17 protein-coding genes are annotated in these 16,159 nt (G+C 69.2%); 10 read left to right on the forward strand and 7 right to left on the reverse strand.

The genetic code is table 11. From position 1 onward, the window contains the following. The first annotated feature begins 15 nt into the window (after positions 1-15). Positions 16-1,269, forward strand: coding sequence for a sensor histidine kinase (locus A3CU_RS0140720; protein WP_052373042.1), 1,254 nt, complete (start codon positions 16-18; stop codon positions 1,267-1,269). Further along, positions 1,266-1,904, forward strand: a complete 639-nt coding sequence (locus A3CU_RS0140725; RefSeq protein ID WP_027947074.1) for a response regulator — start codon at positions 1,266-1,268, stop codon at positions 1,902-1,904. Before A3CU_RS0140720 ends, A3CU_RS0140725 begins: the two co-directional genes overlap by 4 nt. Before the next feature lie 14 nt (positions 1,905-1,918). Here A3CU_RS0140725 and A3CU_RS0140730 read toward each other — a convergent pair whose 3' ends face one another. The 4 genes from A3CU_RS0140730 to A3CU_RS0140745 form a co-directional block, all read right to left on the reverse strand. Continuing rightward, on the reverse strand, positions 1,919-2,524 hold the full coding sequence (locus tag A3CU_RS0140730; RefSeq protein ID WP_027947075.1) for a response regulator transcription factor: 606 nt from the start codon (positions 2,522-2,524) through the stop codon (positions 1,919-1,921). Further along, a complete protein-coding gene (locus tag A3CU_RS0140735; protein ID WP_052373043.1) occupies positions 2,521-3,702 on the reverse strand; it encodes a sensor histidine kinase in 1,182 nt (393 codons plus the stop codon). Before A3CU_RS0140735 ends, A3CU_RS0140730 begins: the two co-directional genes overlap by 4 nt. A gap of 103 nt (positions 3,703-3,805) precedes the next feature. After that, a complete protein-coding gene (locus A3CU_RS0140740; RefSeq protein ID WP_027947077.1) occupies positions 3,806-4,540 on the reverse strand; it encodes an ABC transporter permease in 735 nt (244 codons plus the stop codon). A gap of 27 nt (positions 4,541-4,567) precedes the next feature. Continuing rightward, entirely contained in the window at positions 4,568-5,449 is an 882-nt protein-coding gene (locus A3CU_RS0140745; RefSeq protein WP_052373046.1) for an ABC transporter ATP-binding protein, read from the reverse strand. 136 nt (positions 5,450-5,585) lie between these two features. Between A3CU_RS0140745 and A3CU_RS0140750 the strand changes: the two genes are divergently transcribed. Beyond that, the gene (locus A3CU_RS0140750; RefSeq protein WP_027947079.1) at positions 5,586-6,386 is read left to right on the forward strand and encodes an alpha/beta fold hydrolase; all 801 of its coding nucleotides are present in this window, start codon (positions 5,586-5,588) and stop codon (positions 6,384-6,386) included. Between the two features lie 308 nt (positions 6,387-6,694). On the opposite strand, the gene hsaC is transcribed toward A3CU_RS0140750, so the two are convergent. After that, on the reverse strand, positions 6,695-7,594 hold the full coding sequence (hsaC, locus tag A3CU_RS0140755; protein WP_027947080.1) for an iron-dependent extradiol dioxygenase HsaC: 900 nt from the start codon (positions 7,592-7,594) through the stop codon (positions 6,695-6,697). Positions 7,595-7,599: 5 nt separating this feature from the next. Then, a complete protein-coding gene (hsaA, locus tag A3CU_RS0140760; RefSeq protein ID WP_027947081.1) occupies positions 7,600-8,775 on the reverse strand; it encodes a 3-hydroxy-9,10-secoandrosta-1,3,5(10)-triene-9,17-dione monooxygenase oxygenase subunit in 1,176 nt (391 codons plus the stop codon). A gap of 112 nt (positions 8,776-8,887) precedes the next feature. Between hsaA and kstD the strand changes: the two genes are divergently transcribed. The 7 genes from kstD (at position 8,888) to A3CU_RS55930 (ending at position 15,330) form a co-directional block, all read left to right on the forward strand. After that, positions 8,888-10,558 (forward strand): 3-oxosteroid 1-dehydrogenase, encoded by a 1,671-nt coding sequence (kstD, locus tag A3CU_RS0140765; RefSeq protein WP_027947082.1) that lies wholly within the window; start codon positions 8,888-8,890, stop codon positions 10,556-10,558. Further along, the gene (locus tag A3CU_RS0140770) at positions 10,555-11,679 is read left to right on the forward strand and encodes a 3-ketosteroid-9-alpha-monooxygenase, oxygenase component (protein WP_027947083.1); all 1,125 of its coding nucleotides are present in this window, start codon (positions 10,555-10,557) and stop codon (positions 11,677-11,679) included. Before kstD ends, A3CU_RS0140770 begins: the two co-directional genes overlap by 4 nt. A gap of 22 nt (positions 11,680-11,701) precedes the next feature. After that, positions 11,702-11,959, forward strand: coding sequence for a hypothetical protein (locus A3CU_RS0140775; protein WP_027947084.1), 258 nt, complete (start codon positions 11,702-11,704; stop codon positions 11,957-11,959). After that, complete coding sequence (locus tag A3CU_RS0140780; protein ID WP_027947085.1) at positions 11,952-12,965, forward strand: ferredoxin--NADP reductase; 1,014 nt, start codon at positions 11,952-11,954, stop codon at positions 12,963-12,965. The genes A3CU_RS0140775 and A3CU_RS0140780 overlap by 8 nt, the downstream gene beginning before the upstream one ends. Before the next feature lie 9 nt (positions 12,966-12,974). Further along, complete coding sequence (locus A3CU_RS0140785) at positions 12,975-13,835, forward strand: MaoC/PaaZ C-terminal domain-containing protein (RefSeq protein WP_027947086.1); 861 nt, start codon at positions 12,975-12,977, stop codon at positions 13,833-13,835. Positions 13,836-13,994: 159 nt separating this feature from the next. Beyond that, complete coding sequence (locus tag A3CU_RS50435; RefSeq protein WP_052373047.1) at positions 13,995-14,699, forward strand: DUF222 domain-containing protein; 705 nt, start codon at positions 13,995-13,997, stop codon at positions 14,697-14,699. A 13-nt stretch (positions 14,700-14,712) separates the two neighbouring features. Then, positions 14,713-15,330 carry an HNH endonuclease signature motif containing protein gene (locus tag A3CU_RS55930; protein WP_425388324.1) on the forward strand — a complete coding sequence of 206 codons (618 nt, stop codon included), beginning with the start codon at positions 14,713-14,715 and terminating at the stop codon, positions 15,328-15,330. Here A3CU_RS55930 and A3CU_RS0140795 read toward each other — a convergent pair. Continuing rightward, on the reverse strand, positions 15,266-16,117 hold the full coding sequence (locus A3CU_RS0140795) for an aldo/keto reductase (RefSeq protein ID WP_052373049.1): 852 nt from the start codon (positions 16,115-16,117) through the stop codon (positions 15,266-15,268). The two genes, A3CU_RS55930 and A3CU_RS0140795, sit on opposite strands and share 65 nt — an antisense overlap. Positions 16,118-16,159: the final 42 nt, after the last annotated feature.

The following is a 16,159-nucleotide window of genomic DNA, read 5'->3' on the forward strand; positions in this document are numbered from 1 at the left end:
CCGCGGAGGTTGCGCATGCTGATTTCCCGGCTGGACGTCCCGGGACGCCGGGCACTTCCGGTGGTGCCGATCGTGCCGTACGTTCTGCTGGCGATCCTGGTCGTCGTCACGGTGATCCTCAAGCCCGCCGGGGGGCGTTCCCTGGCGATCGACCTCGCGCTGTGTGCGCTGGCCGCGGTGTGGATGCTGTGGATGTTCACGCTGCATCCCGCGTGGCGCGAGCGCCCGGGCGTGATGGCGGTGTTCTTCACCGGCCTGATCACGATCGCCGCGATCCTGGTGCTGCGTGACCCCTGGTTCGGCTTCTTCACGCCCGCCGGATACCTCTACGCCTTCACGGTCCTCCGCTGGCCCGTGCGGCTGGCCGGGGTCGCCGCGGTGGCGGTGGTGGCGGCCACCGCGCAAACGTCCGGCTTGCCCAGGTCCGACCCGCTCGATCTGACCCTTTACCTTCTCGTCGTCACCGTGAACGTGGGCCCGATGTGTTTCCTCGCCTGGCTGGAATGGAAGAACACCCAGCAGAACGAGCAACGCACGCAGGCGTTGGCCGAGTTACGGGAGGCCAACCGCCGGCTCGAGGCGGCGCTGACGGAGAACGCCGGCCTGCACGAACGGTTGCTGGCGCAGGCGCGCGAGGCCGGGGTCGTTGACGAGCGACAGCGGATGGCGCGGGAGATTCACGACACCCTCGCCCAGGGGCTCACCGGGATCATCACGCAACTGCAGGCCGCCGTGCATACCGGTGCGGATTCCGGGGGCTGGCAGCGGCACGTCGACGCCGCGACCACGCTGGCGAGGGAAAGCCTGTCGGAGGCGCGGCGATCCGTGCAGGACCTGCGACCCGAGCCGCTGCGGACGGCACGCCTGAGCGAAGCGCTGTCCGGCGTCGCCGAGCGCTGGTCGGCGCTGCACGGCATCCCGGTCCACACCACCACAACCGGCACGGTGCGGCCGCTACGGCCGGAGGCCGAGGTCGCGCTGCTGCGTGCGGCACAAGAAGCGCTGGCCAACGTCGCCAAGCACGCGCGGGCGGGCCGGGTCGGAGTGACACTGTCCTATCTGGACCATGAGGTCGCCCTGGATGTGCGCGACGACGGACGGGGCTTCGATCCGGCCCGGCCGGAGAGCACCGGCGGCGGGTTCGGTCTGGTCGCCATGCGTCAGCGGATCGAGGCCTTGTCGGGAACCCTGCAGATCGAGTCGGAACCGGGCGCCGGCACGGGAATCTCCGCCCGCGTCCCGCTGGCACCGGTGGAGGCGCAAGCGTGAACAGGCCGATCAAGCTGGTGATCGCCGACGATCACCCCGTCGTCCGGGACGGGCTGAGCAGCATGTTCGCGGCGGACGAGGGGTTCGAAGTGCTCGGCGAGGCCGCCGACGGCACCGAGGCGGTCCAGCTCGCCAGAACACTCGAGCCGGACGTGATCCTGATGGACCTGCGAATGCCCGGTATGGACGGCGTCGCCGCGATAACCGAGCTCGCCCGACAAGGCAACGCGGCCCGCGTGCTGGTGCTGACCACCTACGACACCGACAGCCACGTGCTGCCGGCGATCGAAGCGGGCGCCACCGGTTACCTGCTCAAGGACGCTCCACGCGCCGAACTGCTGCGGGCCGTCCGGGCGGCCGCCCGGGGCGAGGCGGTGCTCTCACCGTCGGTCGCGGCCCGGTTGATGAGCCGCGTCCGGAAGCCCGCCGCGGGACCGCTCAGCGAGCGCGAACTCGAAGTCCTCGGGCTGGTGGCGGCGGGGAACACCAACCGGGAAGCGGCCGCTCGGCTGTTCATCACCGAAGCGACGGTCAAGAGCCATCTGCTGAACATCTACGCCAAGCTCGGCGTGAACGACCGCGCCGCCGCCGTCGCGGAGGCGTTCAACCGCGGGCTGCTCGGTTCTGGCCCGTGAGGCCGCGATCGGGTTCACAGCCAGCCGTTGTCCGTGGCCACACGGGCGGCTTCCACCCGGTTGCGCGCCCCGGTTTTATGGATCGCCGACGACAGGTAGTTCCGGACGGTACCTTCCGACAGGTGCAGCGTCCGCGCGATGTCGGGTGCGGTCAGCCCGTTCGAGGCGGCGCTGAGCACATCCCGTTCCCGTGCCGACAACGGGTTGGGGCCGGTCGACAGCGCCACGACCGCCAGCGCGGGGTCGATCACGCGTTCTCCGGCGAGCACCCGGCGGATCGCCGCGGCGAGTTGCTCGACCGGCCCGTCCTTGACCAGGAAGCCATCGGCACCCGCGTCCATCGCGCGGCGCAGGTAGCCGGGCCGCCCGAAGGTGGTCAGGATCAGCACCCGGCAGCCCGGCCGGGCCGCCCGCAGCCGCCGGGTGGCGGTGATCCCGTCCACCCCCGCCATCTCGATGTCCAGGAGCGCGATATCGGGCTCCTCCCGGATGGCCGCCGCGACGGCCGCGTCGCCGTCAGCGACCTGTGCGACCACCTCGATGTCGGCTTCGAGGTTCAGCAGGGCCGCGAGCGCGCCCCGCACCATGCCCTGGTCCTCGGCCAGCAGCACCCGGATCACGCGATCTCCTCTCGGGCCACGGTGGCCGGAAGCGGGAGCGACGCGGCGAGGCGAAACCCGCGATCGGCGGCAGGCCCCGCCTCGAGGCGTCCGCCAACGGCCGCCAAGCGCTCGGCGAGCCCGGCCAACCCGTTGCCGGGGCCGGACTCCGCCGGGCCTCGACCGTCGTCCCGGATCTCCAGCGACAGGCGGTTTTCCTTGCGCCGCAACACAATACCGGCCGAACTCGCCCGGCTGTGCCGGAGCAGATTGGTGGTACCTTCCCGGAGGATCCAGCCCAGCAGAGCGTCGACGTCGGCGGGCAGGCGCTCCGCTTCGACGCGCGCGGTCACCTCGATACCGGCGGCGGCGAGCCGATGTCGCGCGCTGTCCAGCTCCTCCGCGAAGCTGCGCCGCCGGTACCCGGTCACCGCCTCCCGGACTTCGCTGAGCGCCTGTCGTGTGACCTGTTCGATATCGGCCACCTCGCGGGCCGCGGGCGAACCCGGTTCCATGAGCCGCCCGGCGAGCTGCCCCTTGAGCGAGATGACGGACAAGCTGTGGCCGAGCAGGTCATGCAGGTCGCGCGCGATGCGCAGGCGCTCCTCGGTCACCGCCAGCCGGGCCAGTTCCTCGCGCGCCTGGCGCAGCTCGATCACCAGGGTCATGACCCGCCGGTGGAACCACAGCATCAGGCCGAGAAAGAAATCCATGCTCAGCCCGGTGACGATCTCGTTCAGCCGGTCGCTGGCCGGGGCCGGCCCGAGGTACTGCGGGTTGCGGAACTCGGCGAGCGCCCCGAGCGCGGTGACGGCCGCGATCGCCGGCACCGCCCAGCGAATCGGCACGCAGACCGCGCACGCGATGCTGACGTAGATGAGCAGGCCCTTGTACTGGCCGCCTAGCACGAGGGCGAGGCAGACGCCCACCGCGACGACCCCGGCCAGCCACCACGCGATCTCGCGGAACGGGCGTGTGGTGGCCTGAGCAAGCCAGTACGCCCGGATCCACAGCGCGCCCACGGCGATCTGCGCCAGCACGGTGAACGTGACCGCGGCTGCGCCGTAGTGCCGGTGAGCCAGATCGCTCAACGGGTAGGCGTGGAAAGCCTGCATCAGCAGCAGGTATCCGAGCCAGCGGCCGCGGCGCACCTTGCCGGCCGGCGACATCGCGGCGAGGATCGGGGTGTCCGACGGCATCGTTGCCACCTCGTTTCCGATCGATCGACCCAACCTACGGCCCAGTCGCCGGCATCGCACGGTATCCGAAAACCGTGTCAGCGCGCGGTTTTCGACGACCCGGTCACCGCGCGGCGTTGGCCCGGCGGTAAGCGGCCACGGCGAGCGCGGCGAAGGCGGCCAGCCAGCCGGTCAGGATCGCGACACCGGGCCCGGAAGGCCCGTGCGCGGCCGCGAGGTTCCAGCCCAACTCCGCGAAGCGGTTGGACGGCAGCACGACCGCCACGTGCCGCAGGGCCGTCGGCAGCACGTCCACCGGCATCCACAGCCCGCCCACCGCGCCGAGGAAGATGTAGATCCCGTACATCACGCCGAACGCGGCCGACTCGTCGGCGAGATAGCCGAGGAAGGCGCCCAGCGCGGCGAACGGCGCGGTCCCGACCCACAGCAGGCCGCCGATGCCCAGCCACTGCCAGGCGGCCAGCCGCACCCCGTGGTCGATCACCGCGGCGAGGTCGACCAGCGCGATCGCCGGGATCGCCCACACCATCGCGCAGAGCACCTTCGCCATGATCACCCGGTGCGCCGGGATCGGCATCACCTTCAACTGGCGCAACCAGCCGTTGGTCCGTTCCGCGGCGATCCGGGGCGCCGTGGCCATGAAGGCCGCGCCGATCGCCCCGTAGGCGGCCATGGACACCATGAGGCTGATGTTCTGGTCCAGACCGTAGGCGCGCTGGCCCGCACCGAAGAGGTTGGTGAACAGCAGATACATGAAGATCGGCAGGCAAAGCATGAGGATCAGGAACCGCTTGTCGGCAAGCATTCGCCGGATTTCCAGGCGCAGCAGGGTAAGCATGTCTTCCTCCGGGTCTGTCGAAGTTGGTCAGGAGGTAAGGGCGAGCACGGCGTCTTCGAGGTTCGTGCCCGCCACCTCGATGTCGGGCACCCGGTCGCGGCCGGCGAAGAGCGCACGCACGGTCGCCTCCGCGTCGGTCGTGTGCAGGATCGCCGCCGGACCGTGTATCTCCACCGCGGTCACGCCGGGCAAACGGTCGAGACCGGCACAGTCGTCGTCGCCGAGCGTGAACCGGACGACCCGGCCGCCCGCCGCGGCCTTGATCCGGCCTGGCGTGCCGTCCGCGACCACCTTGCCCGCGGCGATCACGACGATGCGATCGGCGTTTTCGTCGGCCTCTTCGAGATAGTGCGTGGCGAACAGGATCGTCTTCCCGCTGGCCGCGTATTCCTGGATACCCGCCCAAAAAGCGCGACGGGAGGCGACGTCCATGGCGGTCGTCGGCTCGTCCAGCACCAGCAGATCGGGATCACCGGCGACCGCGATCGCGAACCGCAACCGCTGGTACTGCCCGCCGGAGAGGCGATCCACCCGGCGCCGCGCCAGATCGGTGAGGCCGGCGTCCGCCAGCAATCGCGCCAACGGTCGTGGGCGCGGGTAGAGCGCCCTGGCCAGGCCGATCAACTCGGCCACGGCCACGCCCGGCATCAATCCGCCGTCCTGCAGCATCACCCCGACCCGCCCGGCCGCGACCGCCTCGCCGGGCCGCCCGCCCAGCACGCTGACCCGCCCGGCGCTGGGGGTGAGCAGCCCCAGCAAAAGGTTCACCGTCGTGCTCTTGCCCGCCCCGTTCGCGCCGAGCAGGGCCACCGTCTCACCGCGGCGCAGCGACAGGTCCAGCCCGTCGACCGCGCGCACGGCAGCGAAGTTCTTTGCCACACCGTGGAATTCGACCGCCATTTCGCTCATGGAAAGGACGGTAGGCGGGCCGGGGGACGCCGGTTAGTGCGCGGAATCAGCAATCCGGTGTGACAGCTGTCAGGTCGGCGGCCACTCACCGGCCACCCGGCCACGCCGATCGCGGCGCGACGGCTACATTCTCCGCGTGACAACCGAGGGCACCTGCCAGGTCGAGGACGCCGAACTGCACGTCCGCCGCGGTGGGGACGGGCCCCCGCTGCTGTTCGTCCCCGGTGGGATCGGTTCGGCCGACAGCCTGAAGTCTCTGGCTTCCCGGCTGTCCAGCGCGTACACGGTGCTCGTCTACGACCGGCGGGGGCACTCACGCAGCACCGACCGTTCGGCGGGTTCGATCACGGTCGAGCGGCAGGCCGACGACGCCCGCGCGGTGATCGAGCATTTCGGGTTCGGCAAGGCCCTGGTCTTCGGCACCAGCGCCGGGGCGCAGATCGGGCTGGCGCTGGCGGCCCGGCATCCGGAGGCGGTGGCCGGACTCGTCAGCCACGAGCCGCCCGCGGTCCGGTTGCTGCCGGATGCCCAGGAGTGGCTCGACTTCGCCGACGAGCAGGTGGCGCTGACCCGCGAAGGCAAAGTTTTCGAGGCGTTCAAGGAGTTCGTCGCCTCGATCGCCGGGGCCGGACTGCCCGACGCGAAAGCCGTGCGCCTGCCCAACGAGACCGAATGGCAACGACTGTTCTGCCGCGAGCTGGCCGAGATCTACCGGTACCTGCCGGATGTCGAGACACTGCGCCGCGGCGGGGTGCCGATCGTGCTCGCCGCGGGCCAGGGCAGCCGCGGCTACTACCACTACCGCCCGGCGCGCGCCCTCGCCCTCGAACTCGGCCTGCCGTTCGTGGAGATGCCCGGCGCCCACCTCGCTCCCCAGCGAAGCAGCGCCGAGTTCGCCGCCGCCCTCACCGAGATCCTCGGCGAGCTACTTACCTGACCTGCCTCACGCGATCTTCCACCGCCTGACGCCCGCAGTCATCGGTGATGAACCCACCGTGTCCGGGCTGGGCGCACAGAACGTGAGAAATCGTTTACGGTCTGTCCTTAATGGAATTCCTCCTCGGCAACCGGATGAACCCTGCTCCGGTTCCGGCAAACCGCGCTATTCTGAGGTTGTAGCGGCTGGCGACATCCTCCCCAGTTTCTCGCCGGTCGCGCCCCGGCGCATTACCTCCCCCCTCGGGCGCCGGGGCAAGGCCCCCGGGCGCGCCTTCCTCCCCCAGATCGGCGCCGCCCGGGGGTTTCTCACGTACGGCCGACGCTGAAGTCGTGTCCCCACAGGCTGACCGCGGTGCTTTCGCGCGCGACCCAGTGCTCGTCGTCGACCTGCCGGCCCTCACACCCGAACTCGACGTCGAACCCGCCCGGCGTTTTCAGGTAGAAGGAAAGCATCAGGTCGTTGACATGGCGGCCGAGCGTGGCCGACATCGGCACGTTGCGCCGCTTGGCGCGGTCCAGGCAAAGGCCGACGTCGTCGGTGCTTTCCACCTCGATCATCAGGTGCACGATGCCGCTGGGCGTCGGCATCGGCAGGAACGCGAGGCTGTGGTGGCGCGGGTTGCAGCCGAAGAACCGCAGCCAGGCGGGCGCGCCGTCGGCGGGCCGGCCGACCAGCTGTGGCGGCAGCCGCATCGAGTCGCGCAGCCGGAAGCCCAGCACGTCCCGGTAGAACCGCAACGCCGCCTCATCGTCGTGAGTGGACAGTACGACGTGCCCGAGCCCCTGCTCACCGGTGACGAACCGGTGCCCGTACGGGCTCACGACCCGCCGGTGCTGCAGTGCGATTCCGTGAAACACCTCCAGCGTGTTGCCCGACGGGTCGTCGAAGCTGATCAGCTCGGCGACCCGGCGCTCGGCCAGCAGTTCGGCGGTGCCCTCCTTGAACGGCACCTCGTGCGCCGCCAGGCGTGCCCGCATCTCGTCGAGTTCGGCGGCGCCGGCGACCTCCCACCCGGCCTGCGCCAGCCGGTCGGTCTCGCCGGGAACGATCACCAGCCGGGCCGGGAAGTCGTCCATCCGCAGGTACAGCGCGTCCGGATGCGCGCCTTCGCCCTCGACCATGCCGAGCACCTTGAGGCCGAACTCTCGCCACTTGGCCATATCCGTGGCTTCGATCCGCAGGTAACCCAGCGAGGAGATGCCCATTACCGTCACACCATCCCGTTTTCCACCCGGAGCCCGAATTCCCCGGTGCCGAACATCGTGTAGGCGCGTTCCGGATCGTTGGCCGCGTGGACCCGCCCCGCGTGCGCGTCGCGCCAGAACCGCTGGATCGGCGTGCCCACCCGCAGCGCTCGCCCGCCGGAGTTCTCGAAGAGCCGGTCGATCGCGGCGATCGACCGCTCGGTGCCGCGGACCTGGTCCCGCCGCACCCGCAGCCTCGTGGCGAACGGCAGTTTCTCGCCGCGGCACGCCGCCTGATACAGCTCGTCGATGTTGTGCGTGAGCTGCAGCCACGCCGCGTCGATCTCGCTGGCCGCCTCGGCCACCCGCACCTTGGCGAAGGGGTCCTCTTTGGACTGTTCGCCGAGGTAGGCCGCGCGGACCCGGTTGCGCTGGTGCTCCACGTGCGCTTCGTAGGCGCCGTAGGCCATGCCGATGATCGGCGCGGTGATCGTGGACGGGTGCACCGAGCCGTAGGGAAGCCGGTACAGCGGGCCCGGGTTGATCTGCTGGCCCGGGGTCTTGCACTTCGACGTGGCCCCGAAGCTCAGCGCCCGGTGCGCGGGGACGAACACGTCCTCGACGAGGATGTCGTTGCTGCCGGTCCCACGCAGGCCGACGGTGTCCCACACGTCGATGATCTGGTAGTCCGCGATCGGCAGCAGGTAGGTGCAGAAATCCACGGCCTTGTCCCCGGAGAACGCGGGCGCGCCGAGGAAGACCCAGGTGGCGTGGTCGCAGCCGGAGGAAAAGCTCCACCGGCCGGACAACCGGTACCCACCGTCGACCACGGTGGCCCGGCCCATCGGCGCGTAGGAGGACGCGACCCGGACGTCGGTGTCCTCGCCCCACACGTCCTCCTGCGCCTGCGCGTCGAACAGCGCGAGGTGCCAGGGATGCACGCCGAGGATCGAGGCGACCCAGCCGGTCGAGCCGCATGCGCTCGCGATCAGCTTCACCGCGGTGTAGAAGCTGACCGGGTCGGCCTCCACCCCGCCGAAGGTCTTGGGCTGCAACAACTTGAAGAAACCGGTCTCCGCCAGTGCCTTGATCGACTCTTCGGGGATCCGGCGGGCGTCCTCGGTCTCCTGCGCCCGTTCCCGCAGGATGGGCCGCAGTTCGGAGACGGCGGTGATCACCCTGCTCACGTCCTGCTCGGTCATGTGCCCCAGACTAGAACACGTTCTCGTTTTCGTCTATCGTGGCCACAAGGAAACACGCAAGACGGCAAGGCCGTCGATGCAACACGTTTCAGCCGGAGGTGGAGGAACGAGCATGGCGGAGGCCTTCGACGTGGTGGTTGTCGGCAGCGGCGCGGCCGGCATGACCGCCGCGCTCACCGCGGCGCATCACGGCCTGAACGCGGTCGTCGTCGAGAAGGCGGACCGTTTCGGCGGCTCCACCGCGCGCTCCGGCGGCGGCGTCTGGATCCCCAACAACGAGGTCCTCCGGGCCGCCGGGGTCGAGGACACCCCTGAGCGGGCGCGCGAGTACCTGGCGGCCATCGTCGGCGACGTGGTGCCGGCCGAACTCCGGAACGCGTTCCTGGATACCGGCCCGGAAGTCCTCTCGTTCATCCAGCGCACGACACCCCTGCGCTTCCAGTGGGTGCGTGGCTACTCCGACTACCACCCGGAGGCGCCGGGCGGGCGACCCGGAGGGCGCTCCGTCGAGCCCAAGCCGCTGGACGCGCGGCTCCTGGGTGCGGAGATGGCCAACCTGGAACCGCCGTACAGCGCCGCGCCGCTGGGGGTGCCGATCACGCAGGCCGACTACCGCTGGCTGAGCCTCATCGGGCGGCACCCGCGCGGCGTTGCGCGGATGCTCGCACTCGGCACACGCTGGATCGTGGCCAGGGCCACCGGAAAGCGCCCGCTGACCATGGGGCAGGCCGTCGCGGCGGGCCTGCGGGCGGGGCTGCTGCAGGCCGGGGTGCCGGTGTGGCTCGGCACGCCGCTGCTCGACCTGGTGACCGAAGGAGACCGGGTCACCGGCGTGGTCGTCCGTCGTGACGGTGAAGAGACCGTTCTGCGCGCGAAAGCGGGCGTGATCCTCGCGTCGGGCGGCTTCGAGCACAACGAGCAGATGCGCGCCAAGTACCAGCGGCCACCCATCGGTACACAGTGGACGGTAGGGGCGAAGGCCAACACCGGCGACGGGATCACCGCCGGGCTGAAGCTCGGCGCCGAGGTGGACCTGATGGACGACGCGTGGTGGGGGCCGTCGATCCCGCTCACCGGTGGCCCGTGGTTCGCGCTCGCCGAGCGCTCGCGGCCGGGTTGCGTCATGGTCAACGCGCGCGGCGAACGGTTCGTCAACGAGTCGGCCCCCTACGTCGAGGCGGTGCACGCGATGTACGGGCCCGGCGACGGCCCGGCCCGCAACATCCCGGCCTGGCTGGTGTTCGATCAGCGCTATCGCAACCGGTACATGTTCACCGGCATCGCGCCACGCCAGAAGCTGCCCGGCCGCTGGTACCGGGCGGGCATCGTGCGGCAGGCGCCCACGCTCGCCGGCCTCGCCGAACTGATCGAGGTGCCGCCCGCCTCGCTCGCCGCCACCGTCGAGCGGTTCAACACGTTCGCCCGCAACGGCGTCGACGAGGACTTCCGGCGTGGCGAAAGCGCTTACGACCACTACTACGGCGACCCGCGCAACCGCCCCAACCCGAGCCTCGGCCCGCTGGACGCCGCCCCCTTCTACGCCGTGGAGATCGTGCCCGGAGATCTCGGCACCAAGGGCGGCCTGCGTACCGATCCGCATGCGCGGGTGCTGCGCGCCGACGGTTCGGCCATCCCCGGCCTGTACGCGGCGGGCAACACCAGCGCCGCGGTGATGGGCCACACCTACGCGGGCCCCGGCGCGACGATCGGCCCCGCCATGGTCTTCGGCTATCTGGCCGCCCGGCACCTGTGCCACCAGAAACCTTCCGGAGGTCAACGATGACAGAAGTCCGCACGATCGACGCCGGCGCCCCGCCGGCGCGGTTCGCCCGCGGCTGGCACTGCCTCGGGCTGGCCGAGGACTTCCGCGACGGAAAACCGCACGCGGTCAACGCGTTCGGTACCAAGCTCGTGGTGTTCGCCGACAGCGACGGCGCGCTGCACGTCCTCGACGGCTACTGCCGGCACATGGGCGGCGACCTGACCCAGGGCACGATCAAGGGTGACGAGGTGGCCTGCCCGTTCCACGACTGGCGCTGGGCGGGTAACGGCAAGTGCGTGTCGATCCCTTACGCCAGGCGGGTTCCACTGCGGGCACGGACCAGGTCATGGCTCACCTGCGAAGAGAACAAGCAGTTGTTCGTCTGGCACGACCCACAGGGCAACCCGCCGCCGGCGGACGTGGTGATCCCCCGCATCGACGGGATCTTCACCGGCGAATGGAGCAACTGGACCTGGGACTCGGTGCTCATCGAGGGCTCCAACTGCCGCGAGATCATCGACAACATGGTCGACATGGCCCATTTCTTCTACATCCACTACGCCTTCCCGACCTATTTCAAGAACGTGTTCGAGGGGCACATCGCCAGCCAGTACCTCAACACGAAGGGCCGCCCGGACAAGGGAATGGCCTCGAACTACGGCGGCGAGGACAACCTGCTGCGCTCGGAGGCGTCCTACTTCGGCCCGTCCTACATGATCAACAAGTTGGTCAACACCGTGCGCGGCTTCGAGATCGAGAACGTGCTGATCAACTGCCACTACCCGGTCACGCCGAACTCGTTCGTGCTGCAATGGGGAGTCAGCGTGAAGAAGCTGCCCGGTGTGTCCGACGAGCAGGCCGACAAGATCGCCGGAAAGTTCGCCAAGGGCATCGGCGCGGGGTTCCTCCAGGACGTGGAGATCTGGAAGAACAAGACCCGGATCGACAACCCGCTGCTGTGCGAAGAGGACGGCCCGGTCTACCAGTTGCGGCGCTGGTACGAGCAGTTCTATGTGGACGTCGAGGACGTGACCGAGGAAATGACCCGGCGATTCGAGTTCGAAGTGGACACCACGAAGGCGAACGAGGCATGGGAGCACGAGGTCGCGGAGAACCTCGCGCAGCAGCAAGCCGAGGTTTGAGCGAACTCGCGGAGGGAGCACCATGACTGCGGCGGAGTTCCTGGCCGGTGGGCTGCGGCGGCACACCTGCGCGTCGTGCGGCACCGACGTGCTGGTGAAGAAGAACAGCCGGCCGCACACCAGCATCCAGTGGACCACGGACGCGGCCACCAGCTGCCCGGTCTTCGCCGAGCGGGCCGCCGCGGGGGCGAACACCGCGTTGCTGGACACCTGCGAGCGGCTGCGCGAAAGCATCGCCAAGGCGGCGGTGAACGGCGAATTCGGAGTTCTGGATGACTGAACGGGTGCGCACCTTGACGGTGGCGGAGGTGATCGCGGAGACCGCCGACGCCTGCTCGCTGGTCTTCGACGTTCCCCCCGAGCAGGCCGAGGCCTTCCGCTACCGGCCCGGCCAGTTCCTGACGCTGCGGGCCGGCTCGGTGGCGCGCTGCTATTCGCTGTCCAGCGCGCCCGACGAGGGTTCCCGGCTGAAGATCACGGTGAAGCGGACCGGGGCCGGCTCGGGCTCGAACTGGCTCTGCGACAACGTCCGGCCGGGCACGAAGATCGAGGTCCTGCCGCCCGCCGGGGTGTTCACCCCGAAGTCGTTCGACGAGGACCTGCTCTTGTTCGCCGCCGGCAGCGGCATCACGCCGGTGATGTCGATCCTGAAAACCGCGCTGCGGCAGGGAACCGGCCAAGTGGTACTGGTGTACGCGAACCGCGATGAGCGGTCGGTGATCTTCGGTGCGGAGCTGGCCGCCTTCGGTCGCGAGCACGCCGACCGGTTCGCCGTACTGCACTGGCTGGAGAGCGTGCAGGGCCTCCCGGACGTGGCTCGACTGCGCGCGCTGGCCCGGCCGTTCACCACGTTCGAGGCGTTCCTGTGCGGGCCCACGCCGTTCATGACCACCACCCGGCAGGCACTGACGGAACTGGGCATGCCGAGGCGGCGTGTCCATCTGGAGAAGTTCGTGTCGCTCGGGGGAAATCCGTTCGAGGCGAGCACCGAGCCCACCACCGGCGAGAGCGACACGGCAGCCTTGCGGGTGAACCTCGACGGGACCGAACACACGTTCCCCTGGCCGCGCCAACGAAAACTGCTCGACCTGTTGCTCGACAAGGGACTGGCCGCGCCGTACTCCTGCCGCGAAGGGCAGTGCAGCGCCTGCGCGTGCCGGATCGTCGCGGGCGAGGTCAAGATGCTGAACAATGACATTCTCGATCCGGAGGACATCGCGGAAGGTATCGTTTTGGCCTGCCAGTCCGTGCCGCTAACGGACGAGGTCCGGATCACCTACGAGTAGGAGCCGCCCGTGCCCATCGATCCCGGTCTCGCCATCGGCGCCGAACTCGACGAGGCTTCCTTTTCCTGGACCGCCACGGACGTGCTGCTCTACCACCTGGCCCTGGGCGCCGGCGCACACCCGACCGACGAGCGGGAGCTTCACTACACCTACGAGCGTGACCTGCGCGTGCTGCCGACCTTCGCGACCGTCGCCGCGAGCGCCGGCCGGCACGAGACTCCCCGGGTGTCCTTTCCGGGCGTGGAGATCGACCTCGCCAAGGTGGTGCACGGCACCCAGTCGGTGACGGTGCACCGGCCGATCCCGGTGGCGGGCGACGCGGTCGCGCGCGGCCGCATCGTCGACGTGCTGGACAAGGGCAAGGCCGCGGTGATCGTCAGCGAGACCGTCGTGACCGGAACGGACGGCAGTCCATTATGGACAGCTCAGTCAAGCCTCTTCGCCCGCGGCGAAGGCGGGTTCGGCGGGAAGCGCGGCAGCGCCGACAAGGTCGAACTGCCAGCGCGGGAGCCCGACGCGGTCATCGACACGCCGACGCTTCCCCAGCAGGCACTGCTGTACCGGCTGTGCGGCGACTGTAACCCGCTGCACGCCGACCCGGAGTTCGCCCGGGCGGCCGGCTTCGAGGTGCCGATCCTGCACGGCCTGTGCACCTACGGCGTCGTCGCCAAGGCCGTCACCGACGCGATGCTCGAGGCCGACGTCACCCGCGTCTCGTCGTTCTCGGCGCGGTTCGCCGGCATCGTCCTGCCCGGCGAGACGCTGCGGACCCGCGTGTGGCAGGACGGCTCCCGCCTGATCCTCACCACCACCGCACCCGGCCGCGACGACGCCCCGGTGCTGTCCGACGCCGTACTGACCGTCGCTTGACGTGCTCCCCTCACGCCCGCTCCACAGGCGTTTCGCCTCTCCGCACGCCCTCCGGCGAGGATGTTGAAAGACGCCGGTTCACGGTCACCAGCCGCCTCATCGCTCATAATCACTCGATTGTGTTCGTTCATGTATTCGATACAGCGGTATGATGAGAGCATGGCCGCCGATCCGACCTCCGATTCCATGTCCTCCCTGGGGGACGCGGAGTTGCTGGATGTCGTGTGCGACGAGGCAGTTCGGCATCGTCGGTCGTATTCCAGGCAGTTGCAAGCGATCGCCGAAATCGACGCCCGCGGTATCTGCAACGAGCATGGACATTACGTTGGGACGGCCGCGCTGATCCGGGAAATGCTCAACCTGGACCCGCACGAGGCCCGTCGCATGGTCGCTCACGCCGAACTACTCAACGAGACCGTGTCACCATCCGGTGCCCGGATCGAAGCGAAACTGCCCGTGGTGGCCGAAGCATTGGCCGAGGGCGCCATCTCGCCCGAACACGTCGAAGTAATCCGCAAAGCCATCACGACCCTGCCCGACACCGCCTCGCTGGAAGACCGGGCGGTTGCGGAGAAAATCCTGTGTGAGGCCGCGGTCTCCTGCGAACCCCGCATCGTCAGGCGGCTGGGTCAGGAGATCCACCACCGCCTCAACCCCGACGGCGACAAGCCCAAAGACACCACGCTCCGCGATCCTCTCCGACGCCTGAACATCCGGGAACGCAAAGACGGAGGCGTGTCCGGCACCTTCGACCTCGATGCCGAGAGCGGCGCGTTGCTGACCAACCTGTTGTCCCCGCTCACCGCGCCCACCCCCGGCCCCAACGGATGGGACGAACGCTCCCCCAGCGAGAGACGGGGGTGATGCCTTCGCCCACATCCTCAAAGCCGCCGCCAACTGTCCCGACGCATCGACGGAGGCGGGAGAACCGGTCACCGTCATGGTCAACGTCTCCCTGGAGGACCTGAAGGCCGGTGTAGGACGCGGACTCATCGATGGCCACACCAACATCTCCGCCGCACGAATCCGACGCATGGCCTGCGACGCCAAGATTCTCCCCGTCGTACTGGGCAGCAAGAGCGAACCACTGGACATCGGACGCGCCACCCGCGTCGTCCCCCGCAGCATCCGACGAGCACTCATCCAACGAGACCGCGGATGCACCTTCCCATCATGCACGAAACGTGCAAAATGGACACATGCCCACCACCTCGTCCACTGGGCCATGGGCGGTCCCACCTCACTCCAGAACCTGGCGCTGTTATGCCACCACCATCATCGGCTCATCCACCAGCGACTGGGAAGTCCGGATGATCCAGGGACATCCGTGGTTCATCCCACCATCCCATGTGGACCACCAGCGCACACCACGACGCAACGTCCTCCACTCCACCCGAGCATCATGACCAAATCCGAGGTGGAGGCCACTATCAAGTGCGGCTCGGAGTCGCTGGGGTACGCATGGCGGTCAGGATTTCCACGTCCTCGTCGCTGAGTACGACCTTCGCGGCTGCGATGTTCTCCTCCAGGTGTTTGCGGGAGGAAGTTCCGGGAATCGGCAACATGACCGGGGATCGGTGCAACAGCCATGCCAGGGCGACCTGGGTCCGGGTGGCGCCCACCCGCCGCGCGACAGTGTCGATCGGGTCGTCGGCGACGGGTCTCGTGCGGGCCACCGGAAGCCAGGGCATGAACGCGATGCCGTGCTGTTCGCAGTAGTCGAGTACCGGATCTGACGAGCGATCGACGAGGTTGTAGCGATTCTGCACGCTGACGATCGGCATGATCGTCCGGGCCTCGGCCAACTGCTCGACGGTGACCTCCGACAGCCCCACGTGCCGGACTTTTCCCTCCTGCTGCAGGCGCCGGAGTGCGCCGATCTGATCGGCGAGCGGCACCGTCGGGTCGATCCGGTGCAACTGGTAGAGATCGATCCGGTCCAGCCGGAGCCGGCGCAGGCTCAGCTCGGCCTGCTGGCGGAGATATTCCGGGCGGCCGAGCGGAATCCAGTCCTTACCCAGGTTGACGTGCCCGCCCTTGGTCGCGATCACCACCTCCGGCGGGTACGGGTGTAGTGCCGCGGCGAGCAACTCCTCGTTCTCGCCCAGGTCGTAGGAGTCGGCGGTATCGACGAGCGTGATGCCGAGTTCGACCGCCCGCTGGGCGATGGCGATCCCGGTGGCCCGGTCCAGCCCACCGGTCAGGCGCATCGCGCCGAAGCCGAGCCGGTGGACCGGCAGGTCGCCGCCGATGACGAAAGTGCTGTGGTCAGGGTTGAACATGGACTCTCCTGGTGTGGGGGAACGGTCTCAACCTGCAGCAAT

The sequence above is a fragment of the Amycolatopsis taiwanensis DSM 45107 genome (genome assembly GCF_000519205.1).
Lineage (GTDB): Bacteria > Actinomycetota > Actinomycetes > Mycobacteriales > Pseudonocardiaceae > Amycolatopsis_E > Amycolatopsis_E taiwanensis.

What these genes read in the sequence shown, in the direction of transcription:
- A3CU_RS0140720 (WP_052373042.1), top strand. Translation starts at nt 16, where the DNA reads ATGCTGATTTCCCGGCTGGACGTCCCGGGACGCCGGGCACTTCCGGTG.
- A3CU_RS0140735 (WP_052373043.1), bottom strand. Translation starts at nt 3,702, where the DNA reads ATGCCGTCGGACACCCCGATCCTCGCCGCGATGTCGCCGGCCGGCAAG.
- A3CU_RS0140740 (WP_027947077.1), bottom strand. Translation starts at nt 4,540, where the DNA reads ATGCTTACCCTGCTGCGCCTGGAAATCCGGCGAATGCTTGCCGACAAG.
- A3CU_RS0140745 (WP_052373046.1), bottom strand. Translation starts at nt 5,449, where the DNA reads ATGAGCGAAATGGCGGTCGAATTCCACGGTGTGGCAAAGAACTTCGCT.
- hsaC (WP_027947080.1), bottom strand. Translation starts at nt 7,594, where the DNA reads ATGGGCATCTCCTCGCTGGGTTACCTGCGGATCGAAGCCACGGATATG.
- hsaA (WP_027947081.1), bottom strand. Translation starts at nt 8,775, where the DNA reads ATGACCGAGCAGGACGTGAGCAGGGTGATCACCGCCGTCTCCGAACTG.
- kstD (WP_027947082.1), top strand. Translation starts at nt 8,888, where the DNA reads ATGGCGGAGGCCTTCGACGTGGTGGTTGTCGGCAGCGGCGCGGCCGGC.
- A3CU_RS0140770 (WP_027947083.1), top strand. Translation starts at nt 10,555, where the DNA reads ATGACAGAAGTCCGCACGATCGACGCCGGCGCCCCGCCGGCGCGGTTC.
- A3CU_RS0140775 (WP_027947084.1), top strand. Translation starts at nt 11,702, where the DNA reads ATGACTGCGGCGGAGTTCCTGGCCGGTGGGCTGCGGCGGCACACCTGC.
- A3CU_RS0140780 (WP_027947085.1), top strand. Translation starts at nt 11,952, where the DNA reads ATGACTGAACGGGTGCGCACCTTGACGGTGGCGGAGGTGATCGCGGAG.
- A3CU_RS50435 (WP_052373047.1), top strand. Translation starts at nt 13,995, where the DNA reads ATGGCCGCCGATCCGACCTCCGATTCCATGTCCTCCCTGGGGGACGCG.
- A3CU_RS0140795 (WP_052373049.1), bottom strand. Translation starts at nt 16,117, where the DNA reads ATGTTCAACCCTGACCACAGCACTTTCGTCATCGGCGGCGACCTGCCG.